The organism is Lacibacter sp. MH-610 (assembly GCF_045780045.1).
In the GTDB taxonomy this organism is placed as follows: Bacteria; Bacteroidota; Bacteroidia; order Chitinophagales; family Chitinophagaceae; genus Lacibacter.
In genome coordinates, this window is record NZ_CP116002.1 from 3,962,950 (window position 1) to 3,984,469 (window position 21,520).

Sequence of the window (21,520 nt, forward strand, 5' to 3'; positions counted from 1 at the left end):
GAAGGTAATTATTTTTCAGGACAAGGTTGTATGTATTTCTGCACAAGCGGCGGTAAACCAGTATGGATGTGTTTGAAATCAGTTTTTATTAAAGCATTCTTTTTTGATTTCTTTTATTTCAAGTACGTTTGCGGCGCATGGCAACGATCAATCCCAAAGAAATTGCGTTACGCACTATTCAACTGGAGGCTGCATCTATTCAGCAGTTGGCACATCAGCTCAATGATGAGTTTAATACCATTGTAGATGTGATTATGAATGCCAAAGGGCGGTTGATTGTGAGCGGTATCGGCAAAAGTGCTGTGATTGCACAAAAGATTGTAGCTACGCTCAACTCTACCGGCACGCCAGCCATGTACCTGCATGCAGCGGAAGCAATACATGGAGATTTGGGGATGATATTGAATTTTGATGTGGTGATGATCATCAGCAAGAGCGGTGAAAGTCCGGAGATAAAAGTATTATCACAACTCATTAAAAACTTTGGTAATCCCATCATCGGCATGGTGGGCAATGTGGATTCCTACCTGGCCAAACAAAGCACTTATGTTTTAAATACAACAGTTAGCCAGGAAGCATGCCCTAATAACCTGGCACCCACCAGCAGCACAACAGCACAGATGGTGATGGGTGATGCGTTAGCGGTGGCACTGATGGAAAAACGTGGTTTCAGCAGCAGTGATTTTGCAAAGTTTCATCCCGGTGGTGCTTTAGGTAAAAAACTTTATTTAAGAGTAAGTGATTTGTACCTGCAAAATGAACAACCGAAAGTAAAAGCAGATACAGTACTGAAAGATGTAATTCTTGAAATTTCAAAAAAGCGTTTAGGTGTTACAGCTGTAGTGAATGATACAGATGAACTGCTTGGTGTGATAACAGATGGTGACCTGCGTCGTATGCTTGAAAAATCAACAGCAATTGACAGTATCAAAGCATCTGAAATTATGACCATCAACCCTAAAACAATTGAGGGGGATGCGTTGGCCATTGATGCCATGGAACTGATGCGTACCAATAATATCACCCAATTATTGGTAACAAACGGAAAGCAATATGCAGGTGTTATACATTTGCATGATTTAATAAAGGAAGGATTGATATAAGCCCCCACCTCCTGAAGGGGAGAATCGGCTTAGAGTAAACAAACAACATTAAAGAGTTTTGTCCCCCTTTAGGGGATAGGGGTCTATGAACAAAAATCATTATGTAGCAATCATGGCGGGCGGCATCGGCAGCCGCTTCTGGCCTATGAGCCGCACCGGTTTTCCTAAACAGTTCCTGGATATACTGCATACAGGCCGTACGCTTATTCAAATGACGTATGACCGCTATAAAGAATTTATTCCGGTTGAAAATATTTTCATTGTTACTTCTAAGGAGTACGCAGACATTGTTCATAAACAATTACCTGAACTGCCGGTTCAGAATATTTTAAGTGAGCCCAGCCGCAAAAACACAGCACCCTGTATTGCGTATGTATCACATAAAATCTTACACATTAATAAAGAAGCCCTGCTTATTTGTGCTCCTGCTGATCATTTGATCCTGGATGCACCTGCTTTCAGCAAAGTGTGTCTGGATGCATTTGGATTTGTAAAAAGCATTAACGCTTTACTTACACTGGGTATTAAGCCTACTTATGCCAATACGGGTTACGGTTACATTCAGCATGAAGCGATGCCGGTTGCTGATAATATTTACCAGGTAAAAACCTTTACTGAAAAGCCCAATCTTGAACTGGCAAAAACCTTTCTTGCCAGCGGCGACTTTTTATGGAATGCGGGCATTTTTGTATGGAAAGTAAAAAACATTGTAAAGGCATTTGAAAAGTTTTTGCCGGAAATGAATGAAGTATTTGTAGCCGAGCAAACCTATTTTAATACGGAAGAGGAAGCGGAAGCACTGGAACGTATTTACCCGCAATGCACCAATATTTCCATTGACTACGGCATTATGGAGAAAGCAGATAATGTATATGTACTGCCTGCTTCCTTTGGCTGGAGTGACCTGGGCACCTGGAACAGCGCTTATGAAAACATGGAGAAAGATTATTTCGGTAATGCAGTGGCCGGCAAAAATGTAATGGTGATTGATGCTACCAAGAATGTGGTACATGCAGATGATAAAAAATTAGTACTGCTGCAGGGGCTGGATGATTTTATCATCGTTGATACCAAAGATGTATTACTTATTTGCAAGAAAGATAAAGAGCAGGAAATAAAAGATTATGTAGCCGAAGTGAAACGTAACAAGGGTGATAAATTTTTATAACCCTGTAAGATTACTATTACAATAAAAGCGGCCTCAGCCGCTTTTTTATTTTAAATACTGTGAATCTGTTTTGTTTTTTAATCAGTTCCTGTTATTCAGGAATACAAACGGAGCATCTGCTTTGCGGAGAATTTCACGCTTTATTTTATGTGGCTCAGTAATGATTTTATGCCTGTTAACATGAATAAGTTCATGTGCCTTACAAACATTATCAATTGCCTCTACATGAAATAAAAGGGTATGCAGCCATTCCACTTCGTGCTGCAATGCATGCTCACTCCGGTATTCATTGTTGAGGAGCACCAGTAAATCCCTGTGTTGATGTTTGTTGTTCTGCATACTCAGTAACCAACCATTCCTTTTTTATTGGGGCAACCGCAGTCGTTCTTTTTCCCAAAGATTCCTTTTCCGGAACCACAGCCAGCGGCGGCCATTGTTACCAGCAATAACATTAGAATCAGTTTGATAGTTGAACGCTGCATCAACAAAATCAGATTTTTTGGATTGTTCACAGGATTCTGCATCTTTTAAGTTTCTAAAATAACTATTTTCCACCCGAAATATTGTGATTTTTCATGATCGGTAAGGGAAAAAGTGTACGGGTACTAATTGCACCACTGGATTGGGGCCTGGGTCATGCTACCCGCTGCATTCCCCTGATTGGCGAACTGCTCACCAGGGGGGCTGATGTTACCATTGCAGCCGATGGGCCCGTTGCCCAACTTTTAGCCCGTGAATTTCCGCAATTAGAAATAAAATCACTGCAGGGTTACAACATTCAATATGGTCACCGGTTTCTTTTCTTCAACATTCTGGCACAATTGCCCCGCATTTTTAAAACCATCCGGGCTGAACACCTCTGGCTGAAGGGATTACTTGAGAAAGAGTCGTACGACATCATCATCAGTGATAACCGGCCGGGCTTTTGGAACAAAGCTTCTTTTTGCATTTACATCACGCATCAATTAAGCATCCGCAGTGGCAAAGGCAAATGGTTAGACCACTTGTTACAAAGGCTTCATCACCGCTATATGAAGCATTTTCAAAAAGTATGGGTACCGGATCTGCCGCATCATCCCAATACTGCCGGTTTATTATCACATCCTGAGTTTGCATTATTGCAGCCGCAATACATCGGTTTAATTTCACGATTTAAACAGAATGATGCTTTACAGCTTACCTATGATTTGCTTGTATTACTATCAGGCCCGGAACCACAACGTAGTCTTCTCGAAAAAAAGATATTGGAGCAAACAGCTGCATTACAAATAAAAGTGGCAATTGTACGTGGTTTACCCGGCACTGCACAATTACCGAAAATACCTGCGCATGTACAGGTGTACAATCATTTGCCGGCAACACAATTAGAACAACTCATACAGGAAAGTAAATTGGTACTGTGCCGCAGCGGTTATACCACCATCATGGATTTATTAAAGTTGAAAAAGAAAGCTGTACTCATTCCCACACCCGGACAAACAGAACAGGAGTACCTGGCTCATTACCTGAATGAGCAACACATTTTTCCATACAATTCACAGGAAACCCTGGATGTAAAAGTTGTATTGCAAACTGCAAAAAAATTTGATTACCGCTTCCCGTTTCATAACCATGATTTTGAAAGATACCGGGAGGTTGTTGATGAATTACTTACTTCTATTAAAGAACACTAACCAAACCATTACTTTTACGGCAAATTAAATGTAGTGCCTGCTGCATCTGCAACAAATATCAAAGCATACGGGGCTGTATTGGCTGCCAATCTTTTGTTTGGCATCAACTTCAGTATTGTAAAATTGATTTCGCCAAAACTTATTCCGCCTTTCGGATTAAATTTTATTCGTGTGGCTGTTACGGTGGTTTTGTTTTGGCTCCTGTTTACGTTTAAACCCGGTAAAGCAGGCATCCGTAAAAAAGATATTCCCCGTTTTCTGCTTTGTGCTATAACAGGTGTAGCTATTAACCAATTATTATTCATAAAAGGATTAACGCTCACCACTCCCGTGCACGCTGCATTGTTGATTTTAATTACACCTGTTTTTATATTAATCACAGCCGTTGTTACGGGCAGTGAACGGTTAAGTCATTTAAAACTTGCTGGTTTGCTGCTGGGTATCGGTGGTTCTGTTTTATTGATTCTTTCCAAAGAATCATCTGCTATCGGCAGCAATTTACTCTGGGGAGATATTCTTGTGGTGATCAATGCCATAAGCTATGCATTTTACTTTTTGCTGGTAAAACCGTTGATGCAGCAATACACCGCCCTGCAGGTAATACGGTGGGTATTTACATTTGGGTTGATTTTAATTATACCTTTTTGCTGGCAGCAGTTTGTGGCTGTTAACTGGGGGTTGTTTGATACAGGTGCCTGGCTGGCATTAGCCTTTGTAGTGCTGGGCGCTACTTTCTTTGCCTATCTATTTACTGTTTATGGTTTGCAACACTTAAGCGCTTCTGCAACGGGTGCCTTTATATACCTGCAACCTATTTTTTCATCTGCCTTTTCATTTCTTGTTTTTGGTGAAGTGCTTACTGCCTCTAAAATTGTTGCTGCAGTTCTCATCTTTACCGGGGTGTACCTTGTTAACAAAAAGAAATTATCTTAGTCACTCAAATACATCAGAATGAAATCAGTTTCGTTATTAATAATTCAACTCTTTCTTACCATCAGTTTTTCATTTGCCCAGTTTTCGCCTGCCTCCGTTACACTTAAGGATGGAAAAACAATTTCAGGATTTGTAAAAAGTTTAAAAAATCATATGAATCCCCGTGATTTAGTTATTTTCCCCGGGAAAGAAGAAAAAGATGCGCAACCGGTACCATTTGAAACTTTAAAGGAATTGGTGATTGATGGAGAAGGTACATTCATTCCGGTATCTGCAAAAAAATACACCCATGAACTTGAATTTTCAAGAGTTGCCAATGTATCAGAAGCAGAGAACAAGGAAGCTTTTGTTATTCAGAGTTTATTAGTACGTGTTTTATGGAAAGGAGAAAAGCTGAGTCTTTATTCCTATAAAGAAACCTATCGCAGTAATTATTTTATCCAGGAACCCGGAAAAGAAATAGTTACCCTTCGTTATGTGCGTTCATTGGATCCCGTAAATAAAACATCCATTAAAGAATATCGTTATTACCTCAATCAACTCATACCCTATGTGAGTGGCAATAAAAAGCTGGAATCTAAATTGGAAACTACTGGGTGGAACGATAACAGCTTAACCAAACTCTGTAAAGAAATAAATACCAATACTACTCCGTACGCATTGTACACCGGCCGTGGCTCAGAAACTTCTCAACTCATCATTGGTGCAGGTGTAAATTTTGCAAGCTTTAAAGCTGTTGATAAAAACGACTTCCAATCCTTCTACCAAAATATGTCGTTCAATACGTCTACGGGACCGGTATTTTTTATTGGTTCTGAGCTTGGGTTTGAAGAGAAAGGTAAAAATTTCAAGTTCCTTGTATTACTTTCGGCATTTCCTTTTTCAACCACCGGTACCAGCATCTGGAATAATAATGGCACCAGTACTAAAGCTGAGATTGAATTGAAGGGTTTTAGTTTGTTGTTCAGTCCCTCGTTAAAATACAAACTGGGAAATCATGTTCAGGTGGGTGCCGGTGTGCAACTTAATATCACCAGTTTCAGACAGGTAAATTTCAATGATCTGCCTAATTGGGCCAGGAAAGGAATTTTTGATCCGTTTGGCCCTTCTACAGCCGGCACTCCGCTTGCATTTCATCCGTTTGCACAGATAGATGTATTACTGACAAAAAAACACGGGCTTTCTTTTTCTTATGCTCTATCACAAAACAACCTCAAGTTTTATGATGATGCACGGTTAAAGATGGGGTATGCTTCCATTGTGTATCAATACCGGCTCCGCCTAAAGAAGGATTAATTAAACTCATCTCCATTCAAAAAGCCAGCGGAAGGGTCTTTGTTTTTCGGGACGAAGATTAAACCGACCGATACTTTTTTCTTTGAGTACCTGTATTGCTTCCTCAATGGAATCAGTTACAACAAATAATTGATCATCTTCCGGGGAAATAGTACCACGTTCCTTCATCAATTGTACATGGGCTATAATTTCCTTGTGAAATTCTTTACCCATTACAATTACAGGGAAGTCTTTTATTTTTTTGGTTTGAATAAGGGTAATACTTTCAAACAGTTCATCTAAAGTGCCAAAACCGCCGGGCATACAGATGAATGCATAAGAATATTTTATGAGCAATGTTTTACGTACAAAAAAGTAACGGATGTTTACCCATCTGTCCAGGTAGGGATTGGGCTCCTGTTCATGTGGCAATACAATATTGCAGCCCACACTTCTTCCGTTTACTTCTTTAGCACCACGGTTAGCTGCTTCCATTAAACCCGGTCCACCGCCCGTTAATACGGTAAAACCAAGTTTTGCAACGGCTGCACCTACTTTTTGTGTGAGCTTATAGTATTCATGATCTTCTCCAAAACGTGCTGAACCAAAGATGGTAACACAAGGGCCTACAAAAGCAAGACTTCTGTAACCTCTTATAAACTCAAACAATACTTTCCATGCAAATTTGAATTCTTTCCAACGGCTTTGCGGACCTTCTAAAAATTTAATTTCACTGGGGTTGTTCATGGGCAATCTGTTTACTGCTAAGATAAGTGAATAGGGGTAAGTTGAACCGGCTCATTAATCATAACCCTAAATTTTAAGAGCTATTTAAAAAAGAAGAGTTGCTGTTTTTTTAAAAACAGCAACTCTTCCATATCAAAAGAAATCATACTTATTCGGCATTCACCAAAACCGGGGCAGAAACAGTTACCGGTGGATTGATATCAAATGGCTCAGAAGAAGACCTTGGAACTGGTGCATTACTAAATAACTTTAATGTTGTACTGCTCACTTCACTAACACTTCTGATTCTGATAGTAACAGAAGGCAATGATCCACTGGAACCATCCGTACGTTTACGTGTTTCAAGCACATCAAAAGCAACTACTCCTAAATTATCACCTTTTAAAATACCATATAAAGGGCCAAAATTTATAGCTACATCGCTATCATAAACCACGGCAAGAACTGTTTTGCCGGTGAGCATTTTTATTCCTGTAGCCCTTAAAGGTGTAACATCCGGAATCTTATCAAGATATTTTTCAGGATCATTGCCACCACCTAAACCGGGACCGGCAAGCAAAAAATTTCTTGTCCCATTGACGGTTGGTCCGGCTGTTTTCCAGGATGCAGGAATGGTTTTAAGTGCATACCAGCCTTCATCTCCCACTTCACCGGTATAAAGCGTGATTGTTTTACCCACATTATTACTGAAATACCGTAATGTTTGACGCTGGCCGATTTTAGCAACCTGGTCATTTACATCGGTTTCGGAAAAATTATTCGGAAGATTGCCGTTGTCAATACTTTCTTCATCAATTAACAAAACAACGGTTTCGCCCGGCAGTGTACTATTAGTGGCAACAGATGAATTTTCGGGTGTTAAAACGCTCATTTCGTCCGTAGATGCTTTATCGCATGAAATAGCGGTAAAAACAAGCAAAATTACTGAAAGTGAGGACTTTATATAGTCCTGAATGTTGTGTTTCATTTCTTTACTTTTAAAATCTATAAGTTAAATGTCCCTATTTAGTTTCCGCAGTACCAAGGTTTGTAACCGATTTTGAAAAATTGCACAAACCTTTATTTTCGTGGATGCTAAGGCCCTGAAAGGAGGGAAATGAACTTTTTCTGTGATTGGTGGTTACATTGTAAGCTTTTCCGAACACTTATAGTAAAGCATATATATGCCCAGATTTTTTCATTTTTTGCTCATTGTTACGATCCTTACCCATTCCGCCTGTAAAAAGTCGGATGTAAGCACCGATACTGGTACAAACACACCTCCCACTTCCGGTCAGGGAATCAGCACAACAGCAAGCGCCACCCGCCTTTCGTATGGCGATACTTTGTTTTACAATCATTCCTTGCCCGCAGACAAATTGGTTAATACTGTCTCTTTTCCGGCAGGTACAGTAAAGTATAAAGCTATTCCACTGGGGTTAAATCTTGATACCGTTACCGGCCGCATAAATGTTACAAAAAGTGAAAGCGGCGTACGCTACAAAGTTTTTGCAATAAACAATGCAGGTATTGTGTTAGACAGTGTTAAACTGGTTATTTCGGGTGTTGATTACAGGGATGAGATTTTTGTACTACAGTCCACACCCAACGCTTATGACACTTCATTCCCGGTGTATAATGCAAGACCAGGCCTGGCACTACCTTGTTCCGGAGATGATGACGATGACGATGAATCCTGTGTTTTTGATGAAACAGATTTAGATAATGATGGCAATGATGACATTGCAGGAATTATACAGGACAAACTACTGGTTGATAAAAAAACAGGAACCATAGACCTCGAAGCATCTTTTAATGCAGGGATTTTTGGATCCTCAACACCTGTAAACGGTACTCAAAAAGATTTTCTGATGTATTACCGTTTAAACGATGCCAGTAACAAAGCCTTACAGAAAATCAATATCCGTGTTTATTATTTTAACAGGAGAAGTGATATACCCCAGAAATTATTAAATGAACTGGCACAACGCAGCGGCCAGCAATCTGTTGTAAATGCAAGAACTGAATACTCGTTTTCTACTTACAGTTCCTACGAAAAACCGAAGCGTCCGCCCATACTCATTATAGTGAATACATTATAATCATTTTTTCAATTATTGTACGAATACCCCGCAAGCGGGGTATTCGTATTTAAACAGCATTTATGTAATTTACAATATGCGCCTCTTTAAAACTGCATTCCTTTGTATCTGCGTTTCCCTATTGCTCTCACAACAGCACAACAGTGTGTTGTATAAAAGTTATTATGAAAAGGCGATAGCCATTTATGAGGACGATGACCCGGATGCAGCATCAGAATTAAAAGCAATTCAATACTTTGATACAGTTATTACATTGTTGCAAAACCAGCCACAGCATAAAAACCACCTGCTGGATAGCTATGTAAAGGCCGGCAATATCTACCAGGGGCAAAAAAAGTATAAAGAAGCAATGCCCTACTACCACAAAGGCCTGCAACTTTCAACCCTTACAAAAGACAGTTTATTTATCTACCAGTTTCAACTGTACATGGGTGCAGCCAAGTATTCGTTAAACGAAATTGACAGTGCCCGCTATTTGTTTGAACAGGCATCTATAATTACCGCTTCTGTAACAGACCTGCCTGATCTTACGATTCTTTATAATTCACTTGGTATCATTTATTATGAATCAGCTAACTACCGCAGAGCAATAGATTATTTTGAAAAAGCAGTTAACGGGTTAGATAAATACGATGAAACCTATGATGAAGCATACGTAAGTTTTAAAAACAATATTGCTGGCTGTTACTTAAAGCTCAAAGAATTCAGACTGGCGCTGGATGAATATTTAAAGCTATTGCGTTATGAGCAAATAACTGAAGGGCTTTTACAAAACATCGGGCATACTTACTATAATTTAAAATTATATGACAGTTGCTTGTTTTACCTTAACAAGATTCAACCTTCTGAAACGCTTACCTATGCCCGGTTGCTTAATGAGAAAGCCAGGGTTTTTATGAATAAGAATTTTTTACCGCAGGCTGAAGTGGTATTTGATTCTGCCATTCATCTCATCAGGCGCCTGCCGGGTTATTATAAAAATAAAGATAAAGCCAACAGTTATTTATACCGTTCGCAACTCGCCGAAAAACAACAACTCTACAATGAAGCTGTGAGTTGGTGTAATATAGCGCTACAGGAACTTCATTTTACTTTTAAAGCAACCCGGGCTACAGACCTGCCGGCTACTTTTACTGAAGTTATTTCGCCGGTAACTTTTTTTGAAGTGCTTCGGCAAAAAGCACAACTCCTCTATCAGCAATACCTTGAAACAGGAACAATACAATCCGGTGAAGCAGCGCTTCAAACCTGGCTTCTGGCAGTAAAGACAGCCAATTATATAAAATCTGATTTTGATAATGACGAAGCCAGCCTTTTTTTCAATTCCAACTACAGCAAAGACTATCAAACAGCAGCAGCATTGGCCGCCCGTTTATTTGAACGGACAGGTGCAGCAGTTCATATGAATGCCTTTTTACTCATTACTGAAAGTTTTAAAGGAAATGTACTGTATATGAACCTGAACCGAAATAATGCCAAGTCTTCCGGTACTATTCCTGACTCGCTTGTAAAAAAAGAATATGACTTAAAACAGTTACTGGCCGTTTTTACAAACAGACTGAATACCACTGTAAGTGAAGAAGGAGCCAAAATCATCCAGGCAAAACTCACAGATATCCGGTTTCAATTATCACGTCTGCACCGGCAGTTTGAAGCATATCCTGATTATTCAGACGCTGCAAAAATCTATAACGATTCATTACAGATTACAGATGTACAGCAAAAGCTGGCCAATGGAAAAGCAGTATTGCAAATGCTCTGGCTTGATACGGCTGTGGTCCTGTTTACAGCCTCAAAAGACAATTATAGTTTACAATACGTACAACCGGACTCTTCTGTTTTAAATGCCATCCGTCTTTCTACTCAATCCCTGTATCAAACAAAAGAAGGGCTCCGGTTTGCAGGCTATGAACCGCTTCATACAGTTTATACGTTTCTTACAGAAACGTTGCCCCGTGACTTTACAGATCATAAACACTGGGTTGTGTTACCGGACGGCCCCTTTAATTACCTTCCATTTGAGTCACTCGTTACCGATAAGAATACAAGAAATTATATTGCTGCCACTAAAATCATTACCTACCATTATTCGCTATCAGCGATGTTTTCCGGCAGAACTGTAAAACATGATCTTGATAATACATTTGCGGCTGCTCCGTTTCACAAAGAAGCAGTTGTTGCCAACAAAAACAATTTTCAAACGCTTCCTTACTCTGATACTGAAATTGAAGTATGGTCCGGCAAAAAGATGAAAGGAGCGCAGGCTACCAAGCAAACATTTTTGCAGCAAGGGGCGCCTGCGCATATTATTCATTTAGCCACGCATGCCATTGCCAAAACAGATTCGCTTAAAACAGATCAAACGTATATACAGTTCTTTCCTGTAGCCGCTAACAATCCAGATCAATCAAGACTTTATCTGCATGAATTATACAGTATGAAATTCCCTAATCAACCGCTTGTTATTTTAAGCGCCTGCGAAACGGCTGCCGGGACAGATGGAGGCGGTGAAGGACTTTTAAGCCTCTCAAGAGCTTTTTTGTACAGCGGATGCAACGGCATCATCAGTTCCCTTTGGAAAGCTGAAGACAAGACCACTGCATATATTATTCAACGTACACATTACTATCTTAAAAATGGATTTTCAGTTGAAGAAGCACTCCACAGGGGCCGAAAAGATTTTTTGATGGATGAAACAATAGATGCCCGTTTTAAAACCCCCGACTATTGGGCACATCTTATTTACATTGGAGCTGTTGATTCCGGAGAAAGTATGTTTAAAAGCAGTTCTGATGGAAGTAAATGGGCCTATACATTGTTCATTCTCCTTGCAATGGCTGGTTTACATTGGTACGTGTATAAGTATCTTTCTGTATAAAATTGATGATGTAGTTCAATTATGCACATCAGGCTTCAGTTATACTGAAGCCTGATTGTACATTATAGGATATGGATCTTAAACCTGCTGAGAAATATTCGAAACTGAATCATACCTGCTTTAAGCCTGGAATGACTTATTGGTTTTTCATTTATTTATTTATGCCCTAACCATTTCATTTTAAACAATGTAAACTTATCTGTTTTATTATGATAGGTGTGGGCCGGCTCTGCTTCTATTGCCTCCAATAAAGGAAGTGCCTTTTGTACCGCTTTGTTTTTGAGATAGGCCATGGCCAGGTAATATTCTGCTTCATCCTGGTAAAGCAGTTCGCCGCTCAGTTTATTGCGTTGCAGTATCAACTGAAACAACTCTATTGCCTTATTGACATCACCTGCTTCGAGGTGAGCGTTACCGGCAAAAAATAATTCTCTGTTTCCGGGGTTTACAAATTGATCAAACAAGAGAAGAACCGCTTTGTAATCAGCTTTTTTATAAGCATCTACTATTTCACTTTTAGGTTCACCCAAATTAGTTCTTGTTTCTGTAACCGCATAAGTATTGTATAAGGTTTCATATAATTTACTGCTGCTGCTGTTGCTGTATTGAAACAGGGTATAACCGGTTAAGATAATTAAAAAGCCTGCAGCAATACGCATAGCAAAAGCCCGGGTACTCATCTTTATTACTTTTGGGGCAGGTTGTTGTTGCTTACTATAAGCTGTCTTTGCAAAATGAATATGTACATTACTTACCTGATGCAATAAATTATACCGGCGTATAAGTTCTACTGCCTGCCGGTGTTCTACAATTACAGCTTCCGCATCTGTAATATTATTAAGCACCATTGTTTGCATTAATTTTTCACGGGTAATCACTCCTGCAAAAAAATCATCCAATGCAATTTCTACTTGTGTATTAACGGTCATAAGTAAGATAGGTTTTAAATAGTTCGGTAATTTCTTTATTGGTTGTTATAAGGTCTTTAAGGAGGCGCATACACTTGGCCTTTTTATTCCGCAACACCTGCTCATTATCATAATGGGTTACCAGGAGTAACTGCTTCATGGGCATATTCAGAAAATAGTACCCCGATAAAATTTTTTTGCAGGGATCACCAATGGCTTCAAAGAGTTGATTCAGCTTTTCACTGTTTTCACGGCTGAAAATCCTGTGATGAGCATCCGGCTCCACATCACTGTTCTCCTGTACATACAGCTCTTCCCGGTTGTTCCTCCTTGTTTTACTTCTGATAGTATTTAAATAAAGATTCCTGGCAATACCTGTGAGGTAGGTCTTTATAGTACTATCCCCTTTAAATTTATCCTGTTGTACCTGTTCAATTAAAATCAAAATACTTTCCTGGAAAATATCTTGTGCATCTTCTTCAGTACACCCCAACCCCTTGAGATAATATACCACAGATTCAAAATGAAGCCGATACAGTTCCTGTACAGGCTCATTTATATTGTTCCCTTTGAGCCTGATAAGCAGGTTAGTGTCAATGATCTTTACCATGTTGTGTGTGTGCTTATAATTAGTAACCTCAGAAACACATAATGTAACCTATTTGTTAAACATTTGTAATTGTTTTTGAAGTTATCAGCTCTTTTTCAAAGAAAAAAGGAAGGTTTGGGGGGCAATGCAAAAGTTCCTGGTGTGCTTTTTCCATCTTTTCCAGGCTTATACGGCCGGGCAAACGAATGCTTTCAATCTTTACAACCCGGCGAATGACTGAAAATAAATTGATCAATAACAGGATAAAACCTACCGCATCTGCTGATGAAATAGTAATAAAAGCAGGATTGGCAATTAAGAAGAGTAATAACCCCAGTAAACAGTAAAGAACAGCAGGCACCATCGAATGCAGCAGGGCTTTACCGGTAAGCATCTCTTGCTGAAGCTTAATTGCTTTTTGTTGCCTTTGTATAAAGCGGGTAGTTGTCTTATAAGTATTAGTCGTTGCCTGTTTATTTTCAATTTGATGCAAGCGGCGGGAAATAAATGACAGTAAACCGGCAATAGCATTACGCCCGGTTTGCATGACTGTTTTAAGCCTGTAATGTCCCCACTTACTCAGTAGCCATAGCAAGGGAATAGATGCAGCAATTACAGCACCCAGTATAACATGAAACTGTAACAGTAAATAACAACAAAAGAAAAAATAAATCATATCCCTTGTAAAACCGATCATGCCTTTTTCCATATAACGTTGCATGCTTTTAAGTTCTGATGAAAACCAAACCAACTGCCGTGCAGGACTTTTTACTTTTAATGTTTCGGGACTGTGCAAGAGGTATTGAAAATATTCTTTTCGTGCCTTTGCAGCATAGAGCATTCCTGCCCTGGAAGTAGTATATTTTTCAAGAAATGAGCATAAAAATTTAATAACTGCAGCTCCAAAAAACAACGTAAAAAATGAGGGCAGGTTCTGTGGTAAATCAATGCCCATCCATAACAGCGCCCTGCTTTTACTGCTACCTGCATGAAACAGCAATTCAATATAACATCCGATGCTGAGCAGCAATACAAGGTTACAGAGCAGGTGCAGCACTCCTGTAGTTACAGCAAATCCTGCCAGCAAGGCGTTTTGCCGTATGAATGTCTGTGTCAGAAAATATTTCATATCAGGAATGATTTTTTATTAAAAACCGGGCTCCCGCAAGCAGTTACCCGGTAAGAAAAAAGCACACAACATTCTTAAAAAGCCATCAGGCTGTTTTATAAATACTGCGGCCAAGCACATTCATTGCTGCTCCTTCAGAAAGTTGTTCTATCGTAAATATGGGCAAGCTTACCCGTTCCTTTACTTCACGCATCAGCAAAGGACTTGCGGTAAATAATCCGCTTAGTGCTGTAGCGTTAATATGCATATCCTGTAATGTTTTGATGCCCTGAACAGCACTTAAACTGTCCCCTGCAGAAAAAATTACGGCATCAATACCGGCCATAAACTTATGATTCGTTAAGAGCATCGCCGTTTCTCTTTGAAAAATACCATCAGCGATTTCAATTACTACATAATCAGGTGAGCATACTGATACTTTCGCCAAAAGTGTTTCATAAAGATTGAGTAACTCTTCTTCACGACACATGTAGGTAGAAGGGAAGCCTACATCACCAAAATCTGCCACCATATCAGCACCCATATCATAAGCAAGATCTTTATCTTTTGTAAATACAGTACCGGTAAGTTTGATAAATGCTGTTTTATAGCGTGTGTTTTTAAACCCGTTCACCAAATGTGCAGCTGTAGTTGTTTTGCCGCTATCCATCGAAGAGCCAATTGAAAGGATAACTTTTGTAAGTGAAGACCCGGCACCTGAAAAAGCAAGCATTTCATGAGCGCACATTTTTTTGGTATTGATGATATTGTTATTACCATCTACAGCATAGCCGATTAAGCGAAGTACAGTAGGACCTGTTTTTTCAAATTTTTTGTGCGATGAATGAAGAATTCCAACTGTGCCTCCGGCTCCAAGAATATGATATTCATCTGCAATTTCTGAAGGCAGATACCCTTCAAACTGCTCTGTGGCATAACGTGTACCAAAAGCAGCCATAATCACATCACCAGGAATAATTTTTACATTTCGTATTTGCTCACTCTGAACCTGTGTATGCTTTCCGATGGTGAGTACTTCAAAGAGTGCCACATCGCCGGCAAAAGGTAAATGCGTTAATGCTTTTTTGTAATCAACTGAGTAATTTTTTACCCCTTTGCAGATATACGTTTTTTTAACCCGCTTTTCCATAATGTACTTTTTTTGAAATTTTTTATAAGATGTTTTAAATCAGAATAATTCTTCTAAAGAAACATTCAGCGTAGCGCCAATGACATTAAAATTGTCAAAAGGGCGTAATGTTCTTTTACGTACAGGATCATATACATTCATTTTATTCGTTGAGCTGCTGAGGAAGTTGAATTCAGTCTGCGTCATGAAGTAAAGATTCAACCGCAGGTAATCATTGATTTTGGAATTGAGATTCACTGTGAACCGACCACGATGAAAACCATCAGGCGTATCGGTATCAATCAATACACTATTGGCATCATAATAACGGATAGGGCTGCCGCCAATATTATAAAACATGGTGTACATTACTGATGGTGTGAGATTTAAAAACTCGAGACGTTTGCGTGTTGCCAACCTTGTACTTACAATAATCCGCTGGCGGAAGCGTCGTTCATTTTTGGAGTTTTGCTCTAACCGTACCGAATTGGTCCAGTTTAATTGTTTATCAAAAACTCTTGTAGTGTAAGCTGCCCTGATAAAATAACGCTGCCGACTTTCTGTAGCAGAAACAGGCTTAATGATCTGAAGACCGGTACTGAAATCCCAACGCCTGCTATGATCATACCGAAACTGAAAAGCTGTTTGATTAAACTCGTTGCGATATTTATCGCTCAGGTTATAGGCCCTTGTATGACCAAGTTGAACATCTAATTTTTTTACTACAGGAACCTGTACAGTAATACCATACCAGTTTTTCCACTCTCGTTGAGCGTAGGAATTAATCGTTGTGAATGCTGTTATAATAATCAGCAGTGTTACTTTTTTCATTTTATTGAATTTGTTGTGTTACCTAAATCAATAACCATTCAATAAAAGAATGTAACCGCTGCTTGCGGATTTATTTTTTTACGGGTAACCACTTTATTTGAGGTAATGGAGCAGGCTCTTTAAAATAATTGAGCCGCAAACTGTCATTCCATCCATTCGGGTTGTTAAAAAAGGATTTGGTACTGAAGAAGATCATGCCGTGCATATTAGGTGTGTTGCGCAGCATCTCAATCTGGCGGGGTAATAAGGTGCTGTCTTTCCAGGCTACATCTCTTCCATTAGCCCTGTAAATACCCAAACCGATATAGCAATGCTTGCCATAGGTATGTTTGCTCCACCAATCAATTAATACTTCATAAGGCGCTGCTTTATGCCCCATTTCCCAATACAGTTGCGGTGCTACGTAATCAATCCATCCTTTTTGCAACCACAATAAAATATCAGCATACAAATCATCGTAGTTGGTTTGCCCGGCTTTGGTGTTGCTGCCACGGGGGTCTTTATCAATATTGCGCCATACACCAAATGGACTGATACCAAATTGCACATGCGGTTTTGTTTTACGAATAACGGTAAACAATTTATAAATAATAGAATCTACATTGCTTCTGCGCCAGTCATCTTTTTGCATCCCTCTTCCATATTGAGCATAGGAAATTGAATCAGGAAATTCTTTACCTGCTATACGATAAGGATAAAAGTAATCATCAAAATGAATGGCATCCACATCATACCGCTCTGTAATATCTTTGATTACTTCCACTACAAACTCCTGCGCTTCTTTATTACCCGGGTCAAAATATTTTTTACCTCCATAATCCAGAAACCATTGCGGATGCAAACGAGTAATGTGTGATGGTGCAATGGATGCTTTACCAATACTGAAATCAGCACGGTAAGGATTGCACCAGGCATGAAACTCCATACCACGCTTATGCGTTTCATCAATCATAAACTGTAATGGATCATAATAAGGTGAAGGTGGCTTGCCCTGCACTCCACTCAGCCATTCGCTCCAGGGTTCGTAGGGTGATGGGTAGAATGCATCTGTTGCCGGACGGATCTGCATAATAATGGCATTGAGGCCATTTTGTTTATGTAGATCAAGGATGCGGATGAATTCTGCTTTTTGCGAATCAACAGGTAATCCTTTTTTGGAAGGCCAGTCAATATTGTCAACAGTAGCAATCCAGGCAGCTCTGAACTCAGGCTTTGTTTGTGCCAAAGTATAAACAGCAGTAAACAACAACAGTATTGATAAAACAGATTTCATAAAGCAAACCATGATAATTGAATGCGTGAAAAAATACAACAGTATTAACCATGCTGATGCGGATTATCAACCGCATGAATAGGGCCAAACTCCGAAGTATAAATTTTAAACAATAATAAAAAATAGCTGATGAGCAATGGTCCAAAAATAAAACCCCAGAAACCAAACAAACTCAATCCCACAATCACGCCCAGTACCGTAACCAGCGGATGTACATTGCCCAGCTTTTTCATTAAGGTTACCCTTGCCAGGTAATCTACATTACCCGTAACCAGTAAGCTCCAGATAGCAAGACCAATACCGGCACCGCTGTTTCCCTGTGAAAAAAGATACACAACAATGGGCAGCCAGATGATGGTTGTTCCGATGATGGGAAAAAATGCAAACACACCCGTAAGGAAACCCCACAACACAAAGTCATTCACTCCAAAAATCCAGTACCCGATCAATGCAAATACACCTTGTATGAATGAGATAAGAGGAATACCAATAGCATTGGCACGAACCATGCTGAATGTTTCTTTACCGAGTATGTCAATGCTTTCTTCCCGTAACGGTAAAAAATAATCGAATGATTTTTCCATGCTTGTATGGTTGGTAAGCATGAAAAAATAAACAAACAGCATCATGATAAGATTGCTCAGGATCATAGCAGTGCTGTTTAAAAAGGCAGGTAAAAAGTTGGCAACACGTTTTTGTAACTCCTTCATATTTTGAGCTGAAAATATTTCCTGTCCTGTCCATTCCTTGATTTGTGCAGATACTGCATTTAATCCCTGTATCAATTCCTGGGAATGGCTGAACACTTCATTGATTTTTGGCGTGAGCAGGTTAATAATAAAATACATGGGCCATCCTACCAATAGTAGAAACGAAAGAATAAAAAATGTAGCAGTGAGATTTTGATTCCATTTTCGTTTTTCAGTAAGTACCAGGTACCAGCGTCTGCTGAGTATGTATAAAGTAACAGCCCCTAAGAAGCCGGGCAGGAAAATATACAGTTCACGAACTAATAATAAGCCCAAGGCTGTTAATGCTACTAATAAAATAACCTGTCTGAGCCGGTTGCTGAAGGATGCCATATTGTTTAATGTGATATGTACTGTTAAATGTAAGCAGCTTTTTTTAATCCTGCCACACACTTAAGCCTTCGCTGCAGTTGGCACAGATGTCTATGTTTTTACGGCTGCTCATAAGCTCACGGCGAAACTGTTTGTAGTTATCATTATGCCACACTTCTTTGAACGATTGCGTTTTTAAGTTGCCGAGCTGGTGCATGGCGTCTTTATCAAAACAACAGGGCACTACCAATCCATCCCATGTAATTACATTAGCATGCCACAATTTCCAGCAATGATTGTTGAGCGCATTTTTGGGAACGGTTTCGCCTTTTGCATTCTTTATATAGCGACTGTATTTGCTGATGGAGGGAATTAATTGATTGGGATCTTTTTCATAATCATACACCTGTGCGGTTTTAAACCAAACATCATCCACACCAATTTCCCTCGCCAGTTGTTTTACATCATGCAACTGATGTTCATTGGGCTTCACCACCAGGAACTGAAATACTACAAATGGTTTTTTACTCTTGAGTTCTTTTTTCCACCTTACAATGTTCTTGGCACCTTCCAGTACTTTATTCAACTGTCCGCCCACACGGTATTGTTGATACACCTCCTGTGTAGTGCCGTCAATGGAAATGATTAAACGGTCGAGACCGCTTTCTACGGTTTCTTTTGCTTTCGCATCGTTTAAGTAATGTGCATTGGTAGAGGTAGCCGTATAAATTTTTTTGGCGGATGCATAACGCACCATTTTTAAAAATTCAGGATTGAGATAAGGCTCACCCTGAAAGTAAAAGATGAGGTAAAGAATTTCTTTATGAATCTCATCAATCGTTTTTTCAAAAAAACTTTTTTCGAGCATTCCTGTAGGCCGTGTAAACTCTCTCAATCCGCTGGGACATTCAGGACAGCGGAGGTTGCAACTGGTAGTTGGTTCAAAAGAAATGGAAACAGGATAGCCCCATTGAACAGGTTTGCCTGTGAGTTTGCTTAACTGGTAGCTGCTCCACACTTTAGTGCCGTTCCATACACGCCGAAAGGTGAGTTTTGAAAGAAGGTTGAGAATATCGTTTGTGTGCAACTGCGGCATGAGTGGCAAAGATAAATGAATGAAATACGGTGGCACTATTTGTTTAATACAGTTCCCCTGAAATTTTCTTTTTTGATAAAACCCACAAAACGGGAATCAAGTGAGTTATGCCTGTTATCACCCATCACAAAGAAATGACCTTTGGGAATTTTGAGAGGACCAAAGTTATCGATGCTCCATACTGTATCCTTTTTCAGCCATCTAAAAGCACCCATCATTTCAATGTTATCACGATAAATTATTTTTTCAGGTTTAAACCCCTTTTCATTTAACTGCTTTACTTCTTTCGATGTGAGAAATACTTCGAAAAGATTGTTATCAATCTGTCGTAAATAATTTTTCGCTTCCAGTTCCTGCCTGTCAGGCAAAGCTGTATTCATTTTTTCATCAGACAGATAATTGGAAAGCAGGTTTTTATCTGCATCAAAATTCTTCCCATTTAAGAACAGAACTGCATCCTTCATTTCAATTATATCACCCTCATCTGCCACCATCCGGTGTAAATGAATTTCACCTGGTTTCGGATACTCAACTCCCGGTTCGGAATATTCATTTTTATATGCTACAGTATTTCCCGGTATTGGCCATTTCAAATTAGAAGTAAATACAATATCTCCCACATTTATTGTTGGTTCACTGGAAGGAGTAGGAATACGATACATCTGTAATGCTCCTGTTACACGTACCAACATCCACCCGAGTACGAGCACACCACCGAAAATAATGAGCGCAATAAGCCATTTGTTTTTCATAAAAGAAATTTTAATAAAAATAACTTCAAAAATGCTTGACAAATAAAAAAGAATCCCTACTTTTACTTAGTTGCATAAACAACTATATGCCAAACAACCAATTTAAAAAGGGAGAATTGTACAGCTTTATGACCGGTAAAGCCAGTACAGCTATTGCACGAAGATTGCAGAAGAATTTTAAACAGGCAGGGATAGAAATTACAGTGGAGCAATGGAGTGTGTTGTATCACTTGTGGAAGAGTGATGGGCTGAGTCAGCAGGATTTATGTAATGCTACCTTCAGAGATAAACCCAGTATTACACGATTGGTGGACAATCTTGAAAAACTCAAATTGGTAAAACGTGTTGCCAGTAAAAGTGACCGGAGAATCAACCAGGTGTTTTTAACGGAAGCAGGCAAAGAACTGGATGATAAAACCATGAAAGTAGCCAACGATACACTCAATGAAGCATTGGTGGGAGTAAGTAGTGATAAAGTGGATATAGCGAAGGAAGTGCTGCAGGTGGTGTATGATAATTTGAAGTAAAAGCCCCCTCTAACTCCCCCCAAGGGGGAGAACCCAACACACAGCCCTTGCTTGCTTGAGAGTAAGATTAATAATTGAAGTGTGAAGCAATTTGTTTTTCCCCTCCATGGAGGGGTGGAGGAGACTTAGAAAATAAAGATGATTGAAAGGGGTGGGTGAATAGAATTAGAGAACGTACAAGAGTGCGACGCAACAGCAGTTAAATAGTAGTATAACAGCTTAGTTCATATAAAAAAAATAAACATCTTAAACTCAAACACTATGAGTACCGCAACGCAAACACAAACATTGAAAGGTGGCGAATGGTTGATTAAAGCAAGCCTGCCGCAAGACACCTTTACTCCCGAAGATTTTAACGAGGAGCAACAAATGGTAAAAGACATGTGCC

Annotated in this window: 20 protein-coding genes; 8 read left to right on the forward strand and 12 right to left on the reverse strand. The window is 39.5% G+C overall.

All coding sequences use genetic code 11. The annotated features are described in order from the left end of the window. Positions 1-137 precede the first annotated feature (137 nt). Both PDL71_RS18065 and PDL71_RS18070 read left to right on the forward strand, forming a co-directional pair. Complete coding sequence (locus PDL71_RS18065) at positions 138-1,103, forward strand: SIS domain-containing protein (protein WP_407523820.1); 966 nt, start codon at positions 138-140, stop codon at positions 1,101-1,103. An 85-nt stretch (positions 1,104-1,188) separates the two neighbouring features. After that, positions 1,189-2,271 carry a mannose-1-phosphate guanylyltransferase gene (locus PDL71_RS18070; protein WP_407523822.1) on the forward strand — a complete coding sequence of 361 codons (1,083 nt, stop codon included), beginning with the start codon at positions 1,189-1,191 and terminating at the stop codon, positions 2,269-2,271. A gap of 81 nt (positions 2,272-2,352) precedes the next feature. Here the strand turns inward: PDL71_RS18070 and PDL71_RS18075 are convergent, their stop codons facing one another. Then, positions 2,353-2,610 (reverse strand): hypothetical protein, encoded by a 258-nt coding sequence (locus PDL71_RS18075; protein WP_407523824.1) that lies wholly within the window; start codon positions 2,608-2,610, stop codon positions 2,353-2,355. 236 nt (positions 2,611-2,846) lie between these two features. Between PDL71_RS18075 and PDL71_RS18080 the strand changes: the two genes are divergently transcribed. From PDL71_RS18080 to PDL71_RS18090, 3 genes are read left to right on the forward strand one after another with little or no spacing between them, the layout of a single operon-like run. Next, positions 2,847-3,944, forward strand: coding sequence for a glycosyltransferase (locus tag PDL71_RS18080; RefSeq protein ID WP_407523826.1), 1,098 nt, complete (start codon positions 2,847-2,849; stop codon positions 3,942-3,944). Between the two features lie 33 nt (positions 3,945-3,977). After that, entirely contained in the window at positions 3,978-4,877 is a 900-nt protein-coding gene (locus PDL71_RS18085) for a DMT family transporter (RefSeq protein WP_407523828.1), read from the forward strand. Between the two features lie 18 nt (positions 4,878-4,895). After that, a complete protein-coding gene (locus PDL71_RS18090) occupies positions 4,896-6,173 on the forward strand; it encodes a hypothetical protein (RefSeq protein ID WP_407523830.1) in 1,278 nt (425 codons plus the stop codon). 6 nt (positions 6,174-6,179) lie between these two features. Here PDL71_RS18090 and PDL71_RS18095 read toward each other — a convergent pair whose 3' ends face one another. Beyond that, on the reverse strand, positions 6,180-6,899 hold the full coding sequence (locus PDL71_RS18095) for a TIGR00730 family Rossman fold protein (RefSeq protein WP_407523832.1): 720 nt from the start codon (positions 6,897-6,899) through the stop codon (positions 6,180-6,182). A 148-nt stretch (positions 6,900-7,047) separates the two neighbouring features. After that, positions 7,048-7,866: a hypothetical protein gene (locus PDL71_RS18100; protein ID WP_407523834.1), complete on the reverse strand. Its 819-nt coding sequence runs from the start codon at positions 7,864-7,866 to the stop codon at positions 7,048-7,050. A 196-nt stretch (positions 7,867-8,062) separates the two neighbouring features. Here PDL71_RS18100 and PDL71_RS18105 point away from each other — a divergent pair, with 196 nt between their 5' ends. Continuing rightward, positions 8,063-8,980: a hypothetical protein gene (locus PDL71_RS18105; protein WP_407523836.1), complete on the forward strand. Its 918-nt coding sequence runs from the start codon at positions 8,063-8,065 to the stop codon at positions 8,978-8,980. Positions 8,981-9,056: 76 nt separating this feature from the next. Beyond that, positions 9,057-11,858, forward strand: coding sequence for a CHAT domain-containing protein (locus tag PDL71_RS18110; RefSeq protein WP_407523838.1), 2,802 nt, complete (start codon positions 9,057-9,059; stop codon positions 11,856-11,858). Positions 11,859-12,013: 155 nt separating this feature from the next. On the opposite strand, the gene PDL71_RS18115 is transcribed toward PDL71_RS18110, so the two are convergent. The 9 genes from PDL71_RS18115 to lepB form a co-directional block, all read right to left on the reverse strand. Beyond that, the gene (locus PDL71_RS18115) at positions 12,014-12,787 is read right to left on the reverse strand and encodes a tetratricopeptide repeat protein (protein WP_407523840.1); all 774 of its coding nucleotides are present in this window, start codon (positions 12,785-12,787) and stop codon (positions 12,014-12,016) included. Continuing rightward, entirely contained in the window at positions 12,777-13,376 is a 600-nt protein-coding gene (locus tag PDL71_RS18120; RefSeq protein WP_407523842.1) for an RNA polymerase sigma factor, read from the reverse strand. The genes PDL71_RS18115 and PDL71_RS18120 overlap by 11 nt, the downstream gene beginning before the upstream one ends. 55 nt (positions 13,377-13,431) lie before the next feature. Then, on the reverse strand, positions 13,432-14,484 hold the full coding sequence (locus PDL71_RS18125; protein ID WP_407523844.1) for an ABC transporter transmembrane domain-containing protein: 1,053 nt from the start codon (positions 14,482-14,484) through the stop codon (positions 13,432-13,434). Between the two features lie 85 nt (positions 14,485-14,569). Continuing rightward, entirely contained in the window at positions 14,570-15,613 is a 1,044-nt protein-coding gene (locus PDL71_RS18130; protein WP_407523846.1) for a hypothetical protein, read from the reverse strand. Between the two features lie 39 nt (positions 15,614-15,652). Then, positions 15,653-16,423: a hypothetical protein gene (locus PDL71_RS18135; RefSeq protein WP_407523848.1), complete on the reverse strand. Its 771-nt coding sequence runs from the start codon at positions 16,421-16,423 to the stop codon at positions 15,653-15,655. A 70-nt stretch (positions 16,424-16,493) separates the two neighbouring features. Then, on the reverse strand, positions 16,494-17,696 hold the full coding sequence (locus PDL71_RS18140) for a glycoside hydrolase family 10 protein (RefSeq protein WP_407523850.1): 1,203 nt from the start codon (positions 17,694-17,696) through the stop codon (positions 16,494-16,496). 44 nt (positions 17,697-17,740) lie between these two features. Then, positions 17,741-18,778 (reverse strand): AI-2E family transporter, encoded by a 1,038-nt coding sequence (locus PDL71_RS18145; RefSeq protein WP_407523852.1) that lies wholly within the window; start codon positions 18,776-18,778, stop codon positions 17,741-17,743. 43 nt (positions 18,779-18,821) lie between these two features. Next, the gene (locus PDL71_RS18150) at positions 18,822-19,853 is read right to left on the reverse strand and encodes a radical SAM/SPASM domain-containing protein (protein WP_407523854.1); all 1,032 of its coding nucleotides are present in this window, start codon (positions 19,851-19,853) and stop codon (positions 18,822-18,824) included. A 35-nt stretch (positions 19,854-19,888) separates the two neighbouring features. Beyond that, positions 19,889-20,605 carry a signal peptidase I gene (gene lepB, locus PDL71_RS18155; RefSeq protein WP_407523856.1) on the reverse strand — a complete coding sequence of 239 codons (717 nt, stop codon included), beginning with the start codon at positions 20,603-20,605 and terminating at the stop codon, positions 19,889-19,891. A gap of 86 nt (positions 20,606-20,691) precedes the next feature. On the opposite strand from lepB, the gene PDL71_RS18160 reads away from it, so the two are divergent. Next, the gene (locus PDL71_RS18160) at positions 20,692-21,132 is read left to right on the forward strand and encodes a MarR family winged helix-turn-helix transcriptional regulator (protein WP_407523858.1); all 441 of its coding nucleotides are present in this window, start codon (positions 20,692-20,694) and stop codon (positions 21,130-21,132) included. The last annotated feature ends 388 nt before the right edge of the window (positions 21,133-21,520 follow it).